The organism is Cupriavidus sp. PET2-C1 (assembly GCF_054515855.1).
In genome coordinates this window covers 379,376-394,953 of sequence record NZ_CM137260.1, presented here as the reverse complement: position 1 = coordinate 394,953, position 15,578 = coordinate 379,376, and the positions used below count along the sequence as shown (strand labels likewise).

Sequence of the window (15,578 nt, the reverse complement as noted above, 5' to 3'; positions counted from 1 at the left end):
TAGCCGGAGCCAAAAGGGTTAACCCCCATAACACTGATAAATTCTGCTCAGTACACTGATTGAAATTACTCAGCATGCTGACAGTGTGGAGCACACACACGGGCAGGCTGACCTGCCCCCGGAGAGAAACGACCATGACGATCAGCCTGGCCAATGACGGTGCCGCCGTGCGCAAGCAGAGCATGACAAAGGAAGAACGCAAGGTGATCCTTGCGTCGTCTTTCGGGGCGCTGATGGAGTGGTACGACTTTTATATCTACGCGGCGCTGGCGGTCTACTTTGGTGCATTGTTCTTCCCGCCCGGCAACGAGACCACGGCGTTCCTCGCCAGCCTGGCCACCTTCGGCGCGGGCTTCCTGGTGCGCCCGATCGGGGCGTTGCTGTTTGGCCGGCTGGGCGACAAGATCGGCCGGAAGCACACCTTCCTGGTGACGATCCTGCTCATGGGGATCGCCACGGTGGGCGTCGGATTGTTGCCCACCTATGGCCAGATCGGCATCACCGCCACCATCTTGCTGGTGGTGCTGCGCCTGCTGCAGGGGCTGGCCCTGGGCGGCGAAGTGGGTGGCGCGGTGACCTACGTCGCCGAGCATTCTCCGGTGGAAAAACGCGGGCTCTACACCAGCTCTCTGCAGACCACGGCCACGCTCGGCCTGCTCTCGTCGCTGCTGGTGGTGTACCTGCTCAAGACGTTCCTCACCGAGGCGCAGTTCCGCGAATGGGGCTGGCGCTTGCCGTTCCTGGTCTCGTTCCTGATGCTGGTGGTGTCGGTCTACATTCGCGGCAAGCTGCATGAGTCGCCGATCTTCGCGCGCATGAAAGCTGGCAATGCCACGTCGAAATCCCCCATCCTGGACAGCTTCACGAACTGGGCCAATCTCAAGTACGTGCTGCTGCTGTTCGTGGTGGCATCCGGGCTCGGCGCCATCTTCGGCACCGGGCATTTCTACACGATGTTCTTCGTCAACAAGACGCTGCACGTGCCGCTGGAGCTGGTGCACCTGCTGATCGGCATTGCGCTTGTGATCGCCACGCCTTGCTACCTGTTCTTCGGCTGGCTGTCGGACAGGATCGGGCGCAAGCACATCATGATGGCCGCCTGCCTGCTGGCGGCGCTGGCCACCCAGCCCATCTTCAGGGCGCTGACGCACTACGCCAACCCGGCGCTGGAGCAGTTCCAGCAGCGCAACACGGTGCAGCTGCGCGCCGGCGATTGCCACTTCCGCCTGTTTGCCGAGCCGGTATCGGCGTGCGACAAGGTCAAGGGCTACCTGACGGATCTTGGCGTCGGCTACGAATTCACGCCGACTGATGGCCGCGCGCAACCCGCTCTGCGCATCGGCGACACCGCACTGCAGGGCTTTGACAAAGCGGCGATCAAAGAGGCGCTGGTGGCCGCGGGCTGGCCGGAGCACGCGGACCCGGCTGCCATCAACCGCCCGATGCTGTTCCTGATGTTGCTGATCCCCATCCTCTTGCTCGCCATGGTGTACGGCCCGCTGGCGGCGTTCATGGTCGAGCTGTTCCCGGCGCGCATCCGCTACACGTCGCTGTCCCTGCCCTTCCACCTGGGTGCGGGCTGGGTGGGCGGCATGCTGTCGTTCGTCGTGACGGCGATGAACGTGTCCAGCGGCGATGTGTACTTCGGCCTCTGGTATCCGGTCTCGATCGCCGCCATCGCCTTTGTCGTCGGCATGGTGTTCGTGCCCGAAACCCGCGGCCGCGACCTGGATACCTGATCCCCCTGCACCGCTGCGCCCCTGTACCGCTGTACCCCTTACCCCGGCTTCGTCCTCTGGCCCGCAATTTGCTCAGTACACTGCAGTTAATAGTCAGCATACTGATCGCTGCACCAAGACGAAGCCATCCTGTTCTTTACCCCGGTTCCTGAATCCCATTCACCCTGTCTGGAGCGCCCCCATGAAGTCTCTGCACAACGCACGCCGTACCCCGGTTCGTACTCCGATCCCTGCCCTGATACCCGCCCTGCTCGCCCTGCTGTGCAGCACCGCCGCGCTGGCCGATGCCAACGGCGTCAAGGTTGGCGTGATTACCGATATGTCTGGCTCCTACGCCGATCTCTCGGGCCGCGGCTCGGTGCTCGCGGCGCAGATGGCCGTGGAAGAGTTCGGCGGCAAGGCGCTCGGCAAGCCGGTCACGGTGCTCTCCGGCGACCACCAGAACAAGGCGGACATCGCCTCGTCGCTGGCGCGCCGCTGGTTCGACACCGATGGCGTGGACATGGTGATCGATTTCCCCAACTCCTCCACCGCGCTGGCGGTGCAGGAAATCGCCAGGCAAAAGCAGAAGATCAATATCGTCTCCACTGGCGGCGCCATGGCGCTGACCAACCAGAACTGCTCGCCCACCGGCTTTCACTGGGGCTGGGATACGTATTCGGTGTCGGCGCCGCTGGTCAAGCGGCTGATCGCCGACGGCAAGAACAGCTGGTACTACATCACCGTGGACTACGCGCTGGGCCAGTCGCTGGAATCGGATTTCCGCAAGGAGGTGGAGGCCAGCGGCGGCAAGAACGTGGGCAGCACCAAGCATCCGCTTAACGCCAGCGATTTCAGCAGCCCCATCGTGGCAGCCTCCGCGTCCAAGGCCAAGGTGGTGGTGCTGGCCAATGCCGGCAACGACATGATCAACGGCGTCAAGGCCGCGGGCGAGTTCGGCCTGATCAAGGGCGGCCAGACCGTGATCACGCCGTCGACCTTCATCACCGACCTGAAGAGCCTGGGGCCGAGCGTGGCGCAGGGCCTGACCTATGTGGACCCATTCAAGCTCGACCTCGACGCCAGGTCGAAGGCATTCGTGGAGCGCTTCTACGCCAAGCACAAGGCTTACCCGACGCACGGGCAGATCGGCGTGTATTCCGGTGTGCTGCACTACCTGAAAGCGGTTGAGGCGGCCAAGACGGTGGATGGCCCGGCGGTGGCGGAAAAGATGCGCGCCCTCACCGTCAACGACGACTTCGTGCACGCCGGCAAGGTGCGCGTGGATGGCCGCATGGTGCATGACATGTACCTGGCGCAGGCCAAGACGCCGGCGGAGTCGAAGGGCCCGTGGGACCTGGTCAAGTACATCGGCACCATCCCCGGCGACTCGGCATTCCGCCCGCTGTCCGCCAGCGAATGCGCACTGGTGAAGAAGTGAGCCGCGATGCAGAACCGACCTGCCAAGACCCAAAAGCGGAGCACGCATGAGCCAGGCTGACGTCATCCTTGAAACCCGGGGGCTCACCAAGGAGTTCAAGGGCTTCACCGCCGTCAGCAAGGTCGACCTGCGCGTTCGGCGCGGCGCCATCCACGCCCTGATCGGGCCCAATGGCGCCGGCAAGACCACGTGCTTCAACCTGCTGACGAAGTTCCATGCACCCTCCGCCGGGACCATCCTGTTCAACGGCGAGGACATCACGCGGGCGCGCCCCGCCCAGATCGCCCGCAAGGGCGTGATCCGGTCCTTCCAGATCTCGGCGGTGTTCCCCCAGCTCACCGTGATGGAGAACGTGCGGGTGGCGCTGCAGCGCAAGCTCGGCACCGCCTATCACTTCTGGAAGAGCAAGCGCTCGCTGGACGAGCTCAACGACCGCGCGGTCTCGCTGCTCAAGGCCGTCGGCCTGGAAGGCTTTGCCGACCTGCCGACCGCCGAGCTGGCCTATGGCCGCAAGCGTGCGCTGGAGATCGCCACCACGCTGGCCATGGACCCCGAGCTGATGCTGCTCGACGAGCCCACGCAAGGCATGGGGCACGAGGATGTGGAGGTAGTAACCGCCTTGATCAAGCAGGTTTCCGCGGGACGCACCGTGCTGATGGTGGAACACAATATGAGCGTGGTGTCGTCCATCGCCGAGCGCATCACGGTGCTCCAGCGCGGTGCCATCCTGGCGGAGGGGCCGTACGAGGAAATGACGCGCAACCCGCAGGTGATGGAGGCGTACATGGGCACGGCCGATGCCGCACTGACGGAGGCCGCATGATGAGCCAGCCCACGAACCAACCCACCCCTGCCCTGCAGATCCAGGACCTGCACGCCTGGTACGGCGAATCCCACATCCTTCACGGCGTGGACCTGACCGTCAACCCGGGCGAGGTCGTCACCGTGCTGGGCCGCAACGGCGCGGGCCGCACCACCACCATGCGCGCCATCATGGGGCTGGTTGGCGCCCGCAAGGGATCGATCCGCGTCAACGGCACCGAGACCATCGGCATGAAGACGCACCGTATCGCGCCGCTGGGCCTGGGCTATTGCCCGGAGGAACGCGCGATCTTCTCCAGCCTGTCGTGCGAGGAAAACCTGATGCTGCCGCCGGTGTTCAAGGCTGACGTTGCAACGTCAGGCCGCGAGCCGATGCCGCTGGACGAGATCTACGCGATGTTCCCCAACCTGTGGGAGCGCCGCAAGAGCCAGGGCACGCGCATGTCGGGCGGCGAGCAGCAGATGCTGGCCGTCGCCCGCATCCTGCGCACCCGCGCGAGCGTGCTGCTGCTCGATGAAATCTCCGAAGGCCTGGCCCCCGTCATCGTCCAGACTCTCGCCAGAATGATCACCACGCTCAAGAAACGCGGCTACACCATCGTCATGGTGGAGCAGAACTTCCGCTTCGCCGCGCCACTCGCCGACCGCTTCTACGTGATGGAGCACGGCCGCATGGTGGAGTGCTTCGACGCCGGCGCGCTCGCGCGCAAGATGCCCACGCTGAACGCCCTGCTTGGCGTGTAAGGAACCATCGTCATGGAATTTTTTGGCATACCCATGCCCGCCCTGCTGAGCCAGTTGCTGCTCGGGCTCGTCAACGGCTCGTTCTACGCCATCCTGAGCCTCGGGCTGGCAGTCATCTTTGGCCTGCTCAACGTCATCAACTTTGCCCATGGCGCCCTGTTCATGCTGGGCGCCGTGCTGGCCTGGATGGGCCTCGCCTACCTGGGGCTGAACTACTGGCTGATGCTGCTCCTCGCCCCGCTCGTCACCGGCGTGCTGGGCGTGGTGCTGGAGCGCACCATGCTGCGCCGGCTCTATCGCTTCGATCATCTTTATGGCCTGCTGCTGACGCTGGGCATCTGCCTGCTGATCGAAGGGCTGCTGCGCTCGGTGTATGGCGTCTCCGGCCTGTCCTACGCCACGCCCGAGGCGCTGACGGGCGCCACCAGCGTGGGCTTCATGATGCTGCCCAACTACCGCGCCTGGGTGGTGGCGGCCTCGCTGGTGGTGTGCTTCGCCACCTGGTACGTCATCGAGAAGACACGGCTTGGCGCCTACCTGCGCGCCGGCACGGAGAACCCGCGCATGGTGGAAGCATTCGGCATCAACGTGCCGTTGCTGGTGACGCTGACCTACGCCTTCGGCGTGGGGCTGGCCGCCTTTGCCGGGGTGCTGGCCGCGCCCGTGATGCAGATCTCGCCGCTGATGGGCCAGAACCTGATCATCACCGTGTTCGCCGTGGTGGTGATCGGCGGCATGGGCTCGATCCTCGGCTCCATCTTCACCGGGCTGGGCCTGGGCGTGTTCGAAGGCATGACCAAGGTGTTCTACCCGGAAGCCTCGGCAACCGTCGTCTTCGTGGCCATGGTGTGCGTGCTGATGGTGCGCCCCGCCGGCCTGTTCGGAAAGGAAAAATAATGACCTTCGATTATCGCGCAAGACTGCCGGGCGCCTTGCTGATGGCGGCCGTCGCGCTGGCACCCTTCTTCGGCGCCTACCCGGTGCTGGCGATGAAGCTGATGTGCTTCGCCCTGTTTGCCTGCGCCTTCAACCTGCTGCTGGGCTTTACCGGACTGCTGTCCTTTGGCCACGCCGCCTTCTTTGGCGGCGCGGCCTACGCCTGCGGCTACGTGATGAAATCCCTGCACGCCACACCGGAGCTCGGGCTGCTGGCCGGCACGGCGTTCGGCGCGCTGCTCGGCCTGGCCTTTGGCGCGCTGGCGATCCGCCGCCAGGGCATCTACTTTGCGATGGTGACGCTGGCGCTGGCGCAGATGTTCTACTTCTTCTGCCTGCAGGCCCCGGTAACGGGCGGCGAGGACGGCTTGCAGGCGGTGCCGCGCGGCAGCCTGTTCGGGCTGCTCTCGCTGGAGGTAGACCTGACGATGTACTACGTGGCGGCCATCGTGGTCGGCGCCGCACTGCTGCTGATCGCGCGCGTGGTCAACTCGCCCTTCGGGCAGGTGCTGCGGGCCATCAAGGAAAACGAACCGCGGGCCATCTCGCTGGGCTATGACACGGACAGGTTCAAGCTGCTGGCCTTTGTGCTGTCGTCCGCGCTGGCGGGACTGGCAGGCGCACTGAAGACGCTGGTGCTCGGCTTTGCCACGCTGACCGACGTGCACTGGGCCATGTCCGGGTCGGTCATCCTGATGACGCTGGTGGGCGGCATGGGCACCTTGTCCGGGCCGATCCTGGGCGCGCTGGTGATCGTCTCGGTCGAGAACAAGCTGGGAGACGCCGGCAGCAGCCTGGCCGCGATGACGGGCGTGGACTGGTTCAACACGCTGGGCGAGTCGGTCAGCATGGTCACGGGCCTGATCTTCGTGGTCTGCGTGCTGACCTTCCGCCGCGGCATCATGGGCGAGGTGCAGGCCCTGCTGGAGCGCCGGGCCGCGCTGGCGCGCCCTGCCCCGGCCAGCGCCGCCACGCCCTTGCACGGCCATTCCGCCGCCCCGGCCGCCTCGGCCACGCCCAAGGGTTAACGCGGATTCAGTCGACAATTTAAATCAGTACACTGATCATTATTACTCAGCATACTGATCAAAGGAGATGCATCATGGCTTGGACCAAGATCGCCACCACCGGCCAGCTTCAGGACGATGAAGTGATGCCGCTCACGCTTGGCGACGCGCAGCTGGCCCTGTACCGCAGCGAAGGGGAGTACTTCGTCACCGACAACGTCTGCACGCACCAGTACGCGCTGCTGTCGGACGGCTACCTGGAGGACGGCTGCATCGAATGCCCGCTGCACCAGGCGCGCTTCGATATCCGCACCGGGCAGGCCATGTGCGCGCCCGCCACCCAGGGCATCAAGATCTACCCGGTCAAGATCGTGGACAGCGATGTCCTGGTCGATGTCATGGTCACCGCCTGAGCGCCGGCCATGCCACAAGACGCCCCCATCCTGATCATCGGCGCCGGCCAGGCTGGCGCCACGGCCGCCGCCGCGCTGCGCGCGCTGGGCCATGACGGCGGCATCGTCATGGTCGGCGGCGAGGCCCATGCACCGTATGAGCGCCCGCCGCTGTCCAAGGCCGTGCTGGCGGACGAGCAGCAAGACGAGCGCATCGGCGTGCACGCGGCGGGCTTCTATGCGGAGCAAGGCATCGACCTGCGCCTGGGCACCACAGTGACGTCGCTCGATCCCGCCAGCGCCACGGCGCATTGCGCCGATGGCCAGGCGTTTGCCTTCAGCCGCTGCCTGCTGGCCACCGGCGGGCGCGCCCGTACCTTGCCCGCCCTGCCTGCGGGACAGCCCCGGGTGCATTACCTGCGCTCGCTCGCCGATGCGCGCGGCTTGCGGGCCGCGCTGCGCCGCGAGCGCGCGGTGCTGGTGATCGGCGGCGGCTTCCTTGGGCTGGAAACCGCGTCCACCGCCCGCGCCATGGGGCTGGCGGTGACGGTGGTCGAGGCCGCGCCGCTGTTGCTGCAGCGCGCCGTGCCGCACGTGTTCTCGGACTGGCTGGCGCAGCGCGTGCGCGGCCTCGGCATCGATCTGCGCCTGGGCTGCGGGATCGCGTCGATCTCGCCGGCTGTGGACGAGGTTGCCATCACGCTGGCGGACGGCACCACCCTGCGCGCGCCGCTGGTGGTGGTGGCCATCGGGCTGCACCCCAATGTGAGCCTGGCAGAAACGGCCGGGCTTGCGCTCCACCCGGGCAACGGCGGCATCCAGGTCGACGCGCACTGCCGCACCAGCGCGCCGGGTGTGTTTGCTGCCGGCGATTGCACCAGCCAATACCAGCCGTTGTTTGGCCAGGAGATGCGCCTGGAGTCGTGGCAGAACGCCAATGAGCAGGCCCGCATCGCCGCGGCGGCCATGCTCGGCGTGCAGACCGCCCCGGCTGCCGTGCCCTGGTTCTGGACCGACCAGCTCGGCTGCAATATCCAGATGCTGGGCGCCGTGGACCCGGCGCTGCGCTACACGTTGCGCGGCAGCACCGAGGCACCCGACAGCGACAAGCCCCCCAAATTCCTGCTGCTTGGCATGGCCGGCGCACAACTGCGCCACGCCATCGCCGTCAATGCCGGCGGCGACCTGCGCCAGCTCCGCAACCTGATCGAACAAGGCACCGCCTGCGATATCCGCTTGCTGTGCGACACCGCCCTGCCCTTGAAGCAGGCGGCGCGCGAAGCCGCCGCCGCGGGCGCGAGCGAAACCCCATCCTGAACGAGGAACGAAACATGTACCAGACCCATGCGGTCATCAACCGCACGCCGCGCGCCAAGGATGCCGAACTGGCCGCCTGCCAGTGGCCGGAAGACGCCCTGCATTTCATCCCGGACTGGGTGTACACCAGCAATGCCGTGTACGACCTGGAACTGGAGAAGATCTTCCGCGGCCGCTCGTGGAATTTTGTCGCGCTGGAGGCCGAGATCCCCAACTCGGGCGACTTCAAGCGCTCTTACGTTGGACCGACCCCCGTTGTCGTGGCGCGCGCGGAAGATGGCTCCGTCAATGTCTTCGAGAACCGCTGCGCGCATCGCGGCGCGGAATTCTGCCGGCATGGCCAGGGCAACGCCAAGGAGTTCGTCTGCCCCTATCACCAGTGGTCCTACGACCTGAAGGGCAACCTGCAGGGCGTGCCGTTCAAGCGCGGCGTGAGCCGGGCCGGCGGCATGCCCAAGGACTTCCGCAACGAAGACCATGGCCTGGTGAAGCTGAACGTGGCCACGCGCAACGGGGTGATCTTTGCCTCGTACGCCAACGACATGGAGCCGCTGGACGCGTACATGACACCGGAAATCCTCAAGGATTTCGACGTGGTGTTCAACGGCAAGCCGCTCAAGATCCTCGGGTATTACAAGAACGAGTTGCCCTGCAACTGGAAGATGTACCACGAGAACCTGAAGGACCCGTACCACGCCACGCTGCTGCACTCCTTCCTGGTGGTGTTCGGCCTGCTGGTCGCCGGCAACGACTCGGCCATGATCGCGGACCCGGTGCACGGCCGCCACGGCACCATGGCCTCGGCCAAGAAGGAAGACAAGTACGCGGCGGTGAGCGACGAGAACAAGAAGGAAATGCGCTCCTACCACGAGGGTATGCGCCTGCAGGACGACCGCTTCCTGGAATACATCAAGGAATTCGATTCGCCATGGTCGGTCACCATGCAGACCATCTGGCCGAACCTGATCGTGCAGCGCGAGATGAACACGCTGGGCGTGCGCCAGATCGTGCCCAACGGCCCGGACAGCATGCTGATGCAATGGACCATGTTCGGCTATGAGGACGACACCGAGGAAATGACGCGGCACCGCCTGCGCCAGGGCAACCTGATGGGCCCCGCCGGCTTCCTTGGCCTGGAAGACAACGAGGCGATGAAGTTCGTGCAGGAGGGCGTGCGCCGCTCCAGCACCGACCGCAATGTGCTGAAGCTCGACCCCGGACACGTCGGCACCGCCAACTCGCTGATCTCGGAGTCCGCGATCCGCGCCATGTACCAATACTATCGTAGCGTGATGGGGTTCTGAACAGCATGACACTGACGATCGCACCAACCATGACCCCGATGGCGCATAACCTCTTTCGCCCCTGCCAGCTGGCCCCAGCGCGCGCGCAAGCGCTGCGCATGGAGATCGATGCCTTCCACAGCGAATACTGCGCCGTGCTCGATGCCGGCATGGTGGAAACGTGGCCCGAGTTCTTTACCGAGGATTGCATCTACCGCGTCACGGCGCGGGAGAACGTGGAACTCGGGCTGCCGGTAGGCCTGGTGTATGCCGAAGGCCGCGGCATGATGCACGACCGGGCGGTGGCGATCGCGCGCACCCAGATGTTCGCGCCGCGCTATATGCTGCATCTCGTCACCAATACGCGCGTCACCGATGAAAGCGAGTCTGGCGAGATCCAGGCACAGGCCAGCTTCCTGCTGCTGCAAACGCTGGTCGAAGGCCCCACCACCATCCACATGGCGGGCACTTATCACGACCGCTTCGCCCGCATCGAGGGCAAGCTGCTGCTGGCCGAGCGCCAGGTCGTGTACGACACCACCATCATCGCCAACGACCTCGTGTATCCGGTCTGAGCGGCTATAGGTATAGATAGAGGTATAGGCAAGGTATAGGCAAGGTATAGCCCAGGCGCCGGCGGCATGCCGGCGCGCTGTCGCTACATGATGCGCAACACGGTGCGGCTGTAGTCGTTGTTAGCCTCGACCAGCGTCGACAGCAAGTCCATGAACACCTTGCGCTGCGCCGGGCGCAACGGCGCCAGCATGCGCTCCTGCGCACGCTCCATGTCGGCGCGCAGCGACGCCACCACGGTCTGCCCTTCCTTGGTCAGGTGCACGTGGCGCGTGCGGCGGTCGGCCGGATTGTCCTTGCGCTCGACCAGGCCACGTTCCTCCAGCCGGCGCACTACGTCGGCGGTGGTGGTGCGGTCAAATCCGACTTCCTGCCCCAGCGCAGTCTGGTCCAGCCCGGGCAACACGGACAATACCGTCAGGATGGCGTACTGCACCGGCGTGATGCTGGGAGACTTGCATTCCTCGAAAAACATGGCCACGTGGATCTGGTGCAGGCGACGCACCAGGAAGCCGGGCCGCGCCCACAGAAGCTCCTTGGCCGGGTCCGCTTCGGACGGCGCCGGATCCTCGACTGGAGGAGCCAAGCGCGTCGTTTGACGTTTTGCAGAGGACATTCAACTCACCAAACTCGTTAGCATGCTGACAAGTATAGTCGACTGTCCCCACCCTGGTGCCGAAACGCACCGTTTCAGCTCCGCTCCGACGCGGCCGGCGCAGCCTGCCCGCTTTGCGCGATGCTTGCCCTGTCCCGGTGCCGCGCCGCCGCCATGCAATCCCGGTACAGCTGCACCGTTTCGCGCCCGAGCGAAGCCAGCGAGAAGTTCGCCTCCACCCAGCCGCGCCCGCGCCAACCCATGCGGGCCGCGCGCCCGGGGTTCGCCGCCAGCTGGCACATGGCCTGCGCCAGGGCATGCGCGTCGCGCGGCGGAACCAGCACGCCGTGGGCGCCATCGAGAAAGGTCTCGGGTATCCCGTCCAGCGCGGTGGCAATCACTGGCTTGCTGCAGCTCAGTGCCTCCAGTATCACCAGCCCCAGCGCCTCGCTGCCTACGGCCGGATGCACCAGCACATCGATCGCCTGCAGCAGCGACGCCACATCATGCTCGAACGGCAGGAAATGGATGCACCCGGCCAAACCCAGCGCCTGCGCCTCCTGGCGCAACTGCGGGATCAGGTCGCCGTCGCCGACGCAGAGGAAATGCGCGTGCGGGTGCCGCGCCCGCACCTGCGCGGCAGCATTGACGAAGTAGAACTGCCCCTTGCCGTCAGGCCGTTGCGCCCCGCCGATCATGGCGTAGACCCATGCGTCCTGCGGCAGCCCAAGGGCCTCGCGCACGCGATAGCCGCGCATGGCGATGCGGCGAAAGCGCTCGGTGTCGATCCCGCAGTAGATGCGCCGCAGCCGCAAGGCGCGCTCCGGATCAACCCGGCGCAGCGACTCCTGCACCGCATCGGACACCGCGATCACGTTGGAGAACGCCGCCAGGTAGCGGCGCGTGCGCGCCTTGAGCTGGGTCATCAGGTGGCGCGTCACCACCACCGATGCGGTTCGGCCAGACAGCATCCAGGCCGCGATCGCCACCCAGTAGTCGCGCCCGTGATGCGCGTGGATGACGTCGATGCGCTGCGCGCGGATATAGCGTGACAGCAGCAGCGGCCAGAGCACGCGCCCGGCATCCAGCGCAAGCACCTGGATGCCGGGCATGGCTTGCGCCGCGTCGATCCAGCGTGCGCGCGCCGGTGCGGCCAGGCTCACCACGCAATCCTGCAGCCGCAGGGCCCGGCACAGCGACAGCGTGTGCGAATCCACGCCGCCGCCATCCATCCGGGAATTCAGCACCAGCACCCGCAACTGGCTGGCGGACAGCGCCGCGCCTCGGTCAGCGTGCATCATGACATTACCTCCATGCCGCGGCGATCTTCATAGGCAGTCGCCAGCTTCAGAAAAAAATGTCCGGCATGCGAGCTCCGCGCGACCAGCACGCGCGGCAGGCCGAACAGGTTGCCGCCGATCGCGGCGCGGCCGCGCTGCGTGGTCACGGCACTGTGATAGCTGGCTTCCCGCACCAGCTCGGCGACCGGTTGATTGAACGCGCCATACGGATAGCAGAAGTGCCGGACCGGCACGCCCAGCGCATCTTGCAGCGCGAGCTTGCTGCCCGCGATCTGGTCGCGCGCGGCATCGCCATCCATCCTGGTCAGGTCCACATGGGTACGCGTATGCGCACCAACTTCCATGCCCGCACGGGTCCAGCTGCGCAGTTCCTGCACGGTCATCAGCGGCGTCTCTGGCACGCCAATGGCCGTGTCCCAGGCATTGGTCCTGCCGACCAGGCTGCTGACCGCATAGCAGGTTGCGCTGAACCCGCAACGCTGCAGCACGGGCAGCGCATGCTCCAGGTTGTTCCGGTAGCCGTCGTCCAGCGTGATGCCCACCACCTTGCCGGCCTGCTCGCCGCGCAGGTAAGGCAGCAGGTCGCGCAAGGCCAGGCCGCGATAGCCCATCAGCCGGAGCAGGCGCATCTGCCAGGAGAAATCGCGTGCGGCCACCACAAGGCTGCGCATCGGTGTGCCGCGCGGCGGCGGCGCATCGATCTGGTGATACATCAGGATGGGGATTCGCGGTGTCATGTCTTTCCTCGGCGAACAGGAGCAAGGCAAAGCTGCGCAGCCGGTGCGGCTAGAAGCGGTACTTGAGCGCGGTCAGGCCAACGAACGACTGTTTCGACTGCACGATCGGGCTGTTGGCGCTGTCACCCAGCAAGCGGGTCACAGCCACCGTGCTGCTTACCGACCAGGAGGGCGAGATCTCATATTCCCAGGACACCGCCACGCTGGCGCGGTCGAATCCTGCCTTGGTGGTGTACGGGCGGAACTGGCTGTTCGCGGCTTGCGCATCGGTCACGCCGAAGAAGGTCTGGGTGTATTTGCGCGAGCCGAAATGCAGGCTGGGGCTGACGCTGACCAGGTGCTTGCCGGCCTTGTACACCGGCACGGACAGGTCGATATGGCCGCTCAGGCCACGGTCGCGCTTGGTCATCGGCGCGTCGAGCGTCACGCTGAGTACCGCGCCGCCATACACCGGCATGCCGACCTGCAACGCCCCCACCAGGGAACCCGGGATCCGCCCCATGCCTTTCAGGTGATCGGAGCCCGGCAGGTCGAAGCGTTTGCTGTCGGTACGCCCCAGGTCATAGTCAAGGCCAAACGATGCAAACATGCCGTTGGAGAAAGTGTGGCCGTAGCCGGCGCCGCCGCGCAGCGGGCTGATAAAAAAGCCATTGCCGAACTCCGCGCTGAACAGCGGCCCGCCGATCAGCCGGTACTCGTTGCTGCCCTCATAGCGCGGCGCGGCGCCAAGGCCCAGCCCGACGGTGTAGATATTGTCGGCATGCGCGCTGGCGCAACCAAGGCCGCTGGCCAGAATGGCCCCGGCCCAAATCGATCTCTCGAACTGTCTTCTCAACATGCGATTCACCTTAGCCCCTTGGATCAAGCCACAGAGTCTAGGGACAGGGCCTATCAGTGTCTGTTGGAAAGTGACGCGAAACTGTGCGTAATTGTGCGCAATTGTCTCGAGTTGATTTTCGCTGCTTCCGGGCAATCGTTGGCCGCTAGAATCGCTTCGCATTGGCCGGGCAAGACCCATGCGATCCACCTGACGAGATCCTTCCGCCCGCCGCCAAAGCGCGAAGGAGACAAGCCAAGATGTTCCGATCCCTGTTCAAGCTGTTTCTGGTGCTCAACCTGGGCGTGTTCGCCGCCTTTGCCGCGATCGACCACGTACTTATCCCCGCGTACCACCAGCAACTCAGCGAGAGCGAGCGCAAAGAGGTTGGAAGCTATGCCTTCTTGCTCACCGGCTACCTGGAGCGCCACCCGGGCGCCGCGCGCGAGGCCGCGCTGCAGACGTTGCGGCGCAATGCGAGAGAGGGCTTCGCCGTGGTCGACATGCATGCCGTGGCGCATCTGGGCGAGCGCCGCCTGCGCGACCTGCGCGACGACAAGATGGTGTTCGGCGATGACGGCGACGATGCCTACCTGCCCTTGCGCGACGGCCAGGTCCTGCATATCAGCCAAAGAAATGCGAGCCAGGCCAAGATCGAGTTGATCGCCTACACGCTGGTCGCATCCGCCACGCTGCTCGCCGTGATTGGCTGGCTCTTTTATCACTGGCGCGAACTCAATGCCCTGCGCGAGGCGGCCAGGCAGTTCGGCCGCGGCAACCTTGCCGCCCGCGCGCATTTGTCCAGGCGCGCCAATCTCTATCCGTTGACGCGCCAGTTCAACGACATGGCGTCGCGCATCGAGGCCTCCGTCATGCAGCAGCGCGACATGATCCACGGCATCTCGCACGAGCTCAAGACGCCGATCACGCGGCTGGATTTCGGCATCGCCCTGTTGCAGTCCGCCGATGCCCAACCTGATCCGCTGCAGCGCGCGCGGCGCCTTGAGGCCCTGCGGCTGGATGTGCGCGAGCTGGACGAACTGGTGACCGAACTGTTGACACTGGGGCAGCTGGAACAGGGCGCCACGCCTGTCAATCCAACGCTGGTCACCACGGGCGAGCTGGTCGACGCCGTGTTCGCCGTGATCGCCGGCGACGCGGCGCACCGGGGGTTGGTGCTGGATGTGCGCAACAGCAGGCCGTTCGCCCGCCATCTGTGCGACCCGCGCCTGGTGGCGCGGGCCCTGCTCAAGCTATGCCGCAACGCCCTGCGCAACGCGCGGTACAAGGTCATCATCGTGGCGCAGACCGATGCAGCCGGCACCTTGACCCTCGCGGTGGAAGACGACGGCCCGGCCGTGCCCGCGCCAGAGCGCGCCCGCATCTTCGAGCCACTGCCCCGCGCCGTGGCTGGCCGCGAATCGCCGATCAGCCGCGCCGGCCTGGACCTGGCGATCGTGCGGCGCATTGCGCTGGCCCACGGCGGCCAGGTCTCGCTGGACGGCGGCGTGGCGGGCTGCACGCGCTTTACCATCAAGCTGCCCGCCCGGCAAATCGCGCCGGCGCCAGGGCTCGCCGGCCCGGCTTAGCCTGGGCCAGTTGCTGGAAACCATGGCAAATCCAGAAACCAGCAAGACCCGCCCTCACCCAACCAGACCGCCCCACCCCTGCCAACACAAGTGCGAAGACAAAGCCGCACATCTCGCCACACTTTCACACAAGCGGGGATAGATTGCCCACAGACGTGGCAGGCCTGTCCATTCACAATCCCGTCATGCATCGCCACTGCCTTTGATTTTAAGTTCATCCGACTTTCGTGTGGTTCGATGCATCGCTGGGCTAAATCCAGCGTCGCCGTAGCTCCCCTCTCCCATTTCATGGGAGAGGGGAGCAAA

Annotated in this window: 15 protein-coding genes; 11 read left to right on the top strand and 4 right to left on the bottom strand. The window is 65.7% G+C overall.

Annotated elements, in window-relative coordinates:
- The first annotated feature begins 134 nt into the window (after nt 1–134).
- The 10 genes from ACX12D_RS21760 (at nt 135) to ACX12D_RS21715 (ending at nt 10,235) form a co-directional block, all read left to right on the top strand.
- On the top strand, nt 135–1,739 hold the full coding sequence (locus ACX12D_RS21760) for an MFS transporter (RefSeq protein WP_459375581.1): 1,605 nt from the start codon (nt 135–137) through the stop codon (nt 1,737–1,739).
- 181 nt (nt 1,740–1,920) lie between these two features.
- Nucleotides 1,921–3,159 carry an ABC transporter substrate-binding protein gene (locus tag ACX12D_RS21755; RefSeq protein ID WP_459375580.1) on the top strand — a complete coding sequence of 413 codons (1,239 nt, stop codon included), beginning with the start codon at nt 1,921–1,923 and terminating at the stop codon, nt 3,157–3,159.
- A gap of 46 nt (nt 3,160–3,205) precedes the next feature.
- Nucleotides 3,206–3,982, top strand: a complete 777-nt coding sequence (locus tag ACX12D_RS21750; RefSeq protein ID WP_459375579.1) for an ABC transporter ATP-binding protein — start codon at nt 3,206–3,208, stop codon at nt 3,980–3,982.
- Nucleotides 3,979–4,725 (top strand): ABC transporter ATP-binding protein, encoded by a 747-nt coding sequence (locus ACX12D_RS21745; protein ID WP_459375578.1) that lies wholly within the window; start codon nt 3,979–3,981, stop codon nt 4,723–4,725. The genes ACX12D_RS21750 and ACX12D_RS21745 overlap by 4 nt, the downstream gene beginning before the upstream one ends.
- Before the next feature lie 12 nt (nt 4,726–4,737).
- Nucleotides 4,738–5,622, top strand: coding sequence for a branched-chain amino acid ABC transporter permease (locus tag ACX12D_RS21740; protein ID WP_441631431.1), 885 nt, complete (start codon nt 4,738–4,740; stop codon nt 5,620–5,622).
- Nucleotides 5,622–6,689, top strand: coding sequence for a branched-chain amino acid ABC transporter permease (locus ACX12D_RS21735; protein ID WP_459375577.1), 1,068 nt, complete (start codon nt 5,622–5,624; stop codon nt 6,687–6,689). The genes ACX12D_RS21740 and ACX12D_RS21735 overlap by 1 nt, the downstream gene beginning before the upstream one ends.
- A gap of 74 nt (nt 6,690–6,763) precedes the next feature.
- A complete protein-coding gene (locus ACX12D_RS21730) occupies nt 6,764–7,081 on the top strand; it encodes a non-heme iron oxygenase ferredoxin subunit (RefSeq protein ID WP_459375576.1) in 318 nt (105 codons plus the stop codon).
- Nucleotides 7,082–7,090: 9 nt separating this feature from the next.
- On the top strand, nt 7,091–8,377 hold the full coding sequence (locus ACX12D_RS21725) for an NAD(P)/FAD-dependent oxidoreductase (RefSeq protein WP_459375575.1): 1,287 nt from the start codon (nt 7,091–7,093) through the stop codon (nt 8,375–8,377).
- 14 nt (nt 8,378–8,391) lie between these two features.
- On the top strand, nt 8,392–9,681 hold the full coding sequence (locus tag ACX12D_RS21720; RefSeq protein ID WP_459375574.1) for a Rieske 2Fe-2S domain-containing protein: 1,290 nt from the start codon (nt 8,392–8,394) through the stop codon (nt 9,679–9,681).
- Between the two features lie 38 nt (nt 9,682–9,719).
- Nucleotides 9,720–10,235, top strand: a complete 516-nt coding sequence (locus ACX12D_RS21715) for an aromatic-ring-hydroxylating dioxygenase subunit beta (RefSeq protein ID WP_459376481.1) — start codon at nt 9,720–9,722, stop codon at nt 10,233–10,235.
- An 83-nt stretch (nt 10,236–10,318) separates the two neighbouring features.
- Here ACX12D_RS21715 and ACX12D_RS21710 read toward each other — a convergent pair whose 3' ends face one another.
- The 4 genes from ACX12D_RS21710 to ACX12D_RS21695 all read right to left on the bottom strand — a co-directional run bounded on the left by ACX12D_RS21710 (nt 10,319) and on the right by ACX12D_RS21695 (nt 13,704).
- The gene (locus tag ACX12D_RS21710) at nt 10,319–10,849 is read right to left on the bottom strand and encodes a MarR family winged helix-turn-helix transcriptional regulator (protein WP_441631421.1); all 531 of its coding nucleotides are present in this window, start codon (nt 10,847–10,849) and stop codon (nt 10,319–10,321) included.
- Between the two features lie 74 nt (nt 10,850–10,923).
- A complete protein-coding gene (locus ACX12D_RS21705) occupies nt 10,924–12,129 on the bottom strand; it encodes a glycosyltransferase family 4 protein (protein ID WP_459375573.1) in 1,206 nt (401 codons plus the stop codon).
- On the bottom strand, nt 12,126–12,866 hold the full coding sequence (locus ACX12D_RS21700; RefSeq protein ID WP_459375572.1) for a polysaccharide deacetylase family protein: 741 nt from the start codon (nt 12,864–12,866) through the stop codon (nt 12,126–12,128). The genes ACX12D_RS21705 and ACX12D_RS21700 overlap by 4 nt, the downstream gene beginning before the upstream one ends.
- A 49-nt stretch (nt 12,867–12,915) precedes the next feature.
- On the bottom strand, nt 12,916–13,704 hold the full coding sequence (locus ACX12D_RS21695) for a MipA/OmpV family protein (protein ID WP_459375571.1): 789 nt from the start codon (nt 13,702–13,704) through the stop codon (nt 12,916–12,918).
- A 239-nt stretch (nt 13,705–13,943) separates the two neighbouring features.
- On the opposite strand from ACX12D_RS21695, the gene ACX12D_RS21690 reads away from it, so the two are divergent.
- A complete protein-coding gene (locus tag ACX12D_RS21690) occupies nt 13,944–15,272 on the top strand; it encodes an ATP-binding protein (protein ID WP_459375570.1) in 1,329 nt (442 codons plus the stop codon).
- Nucleotides 15,273–15,578 lie beyond the last annotated feature (306 nt).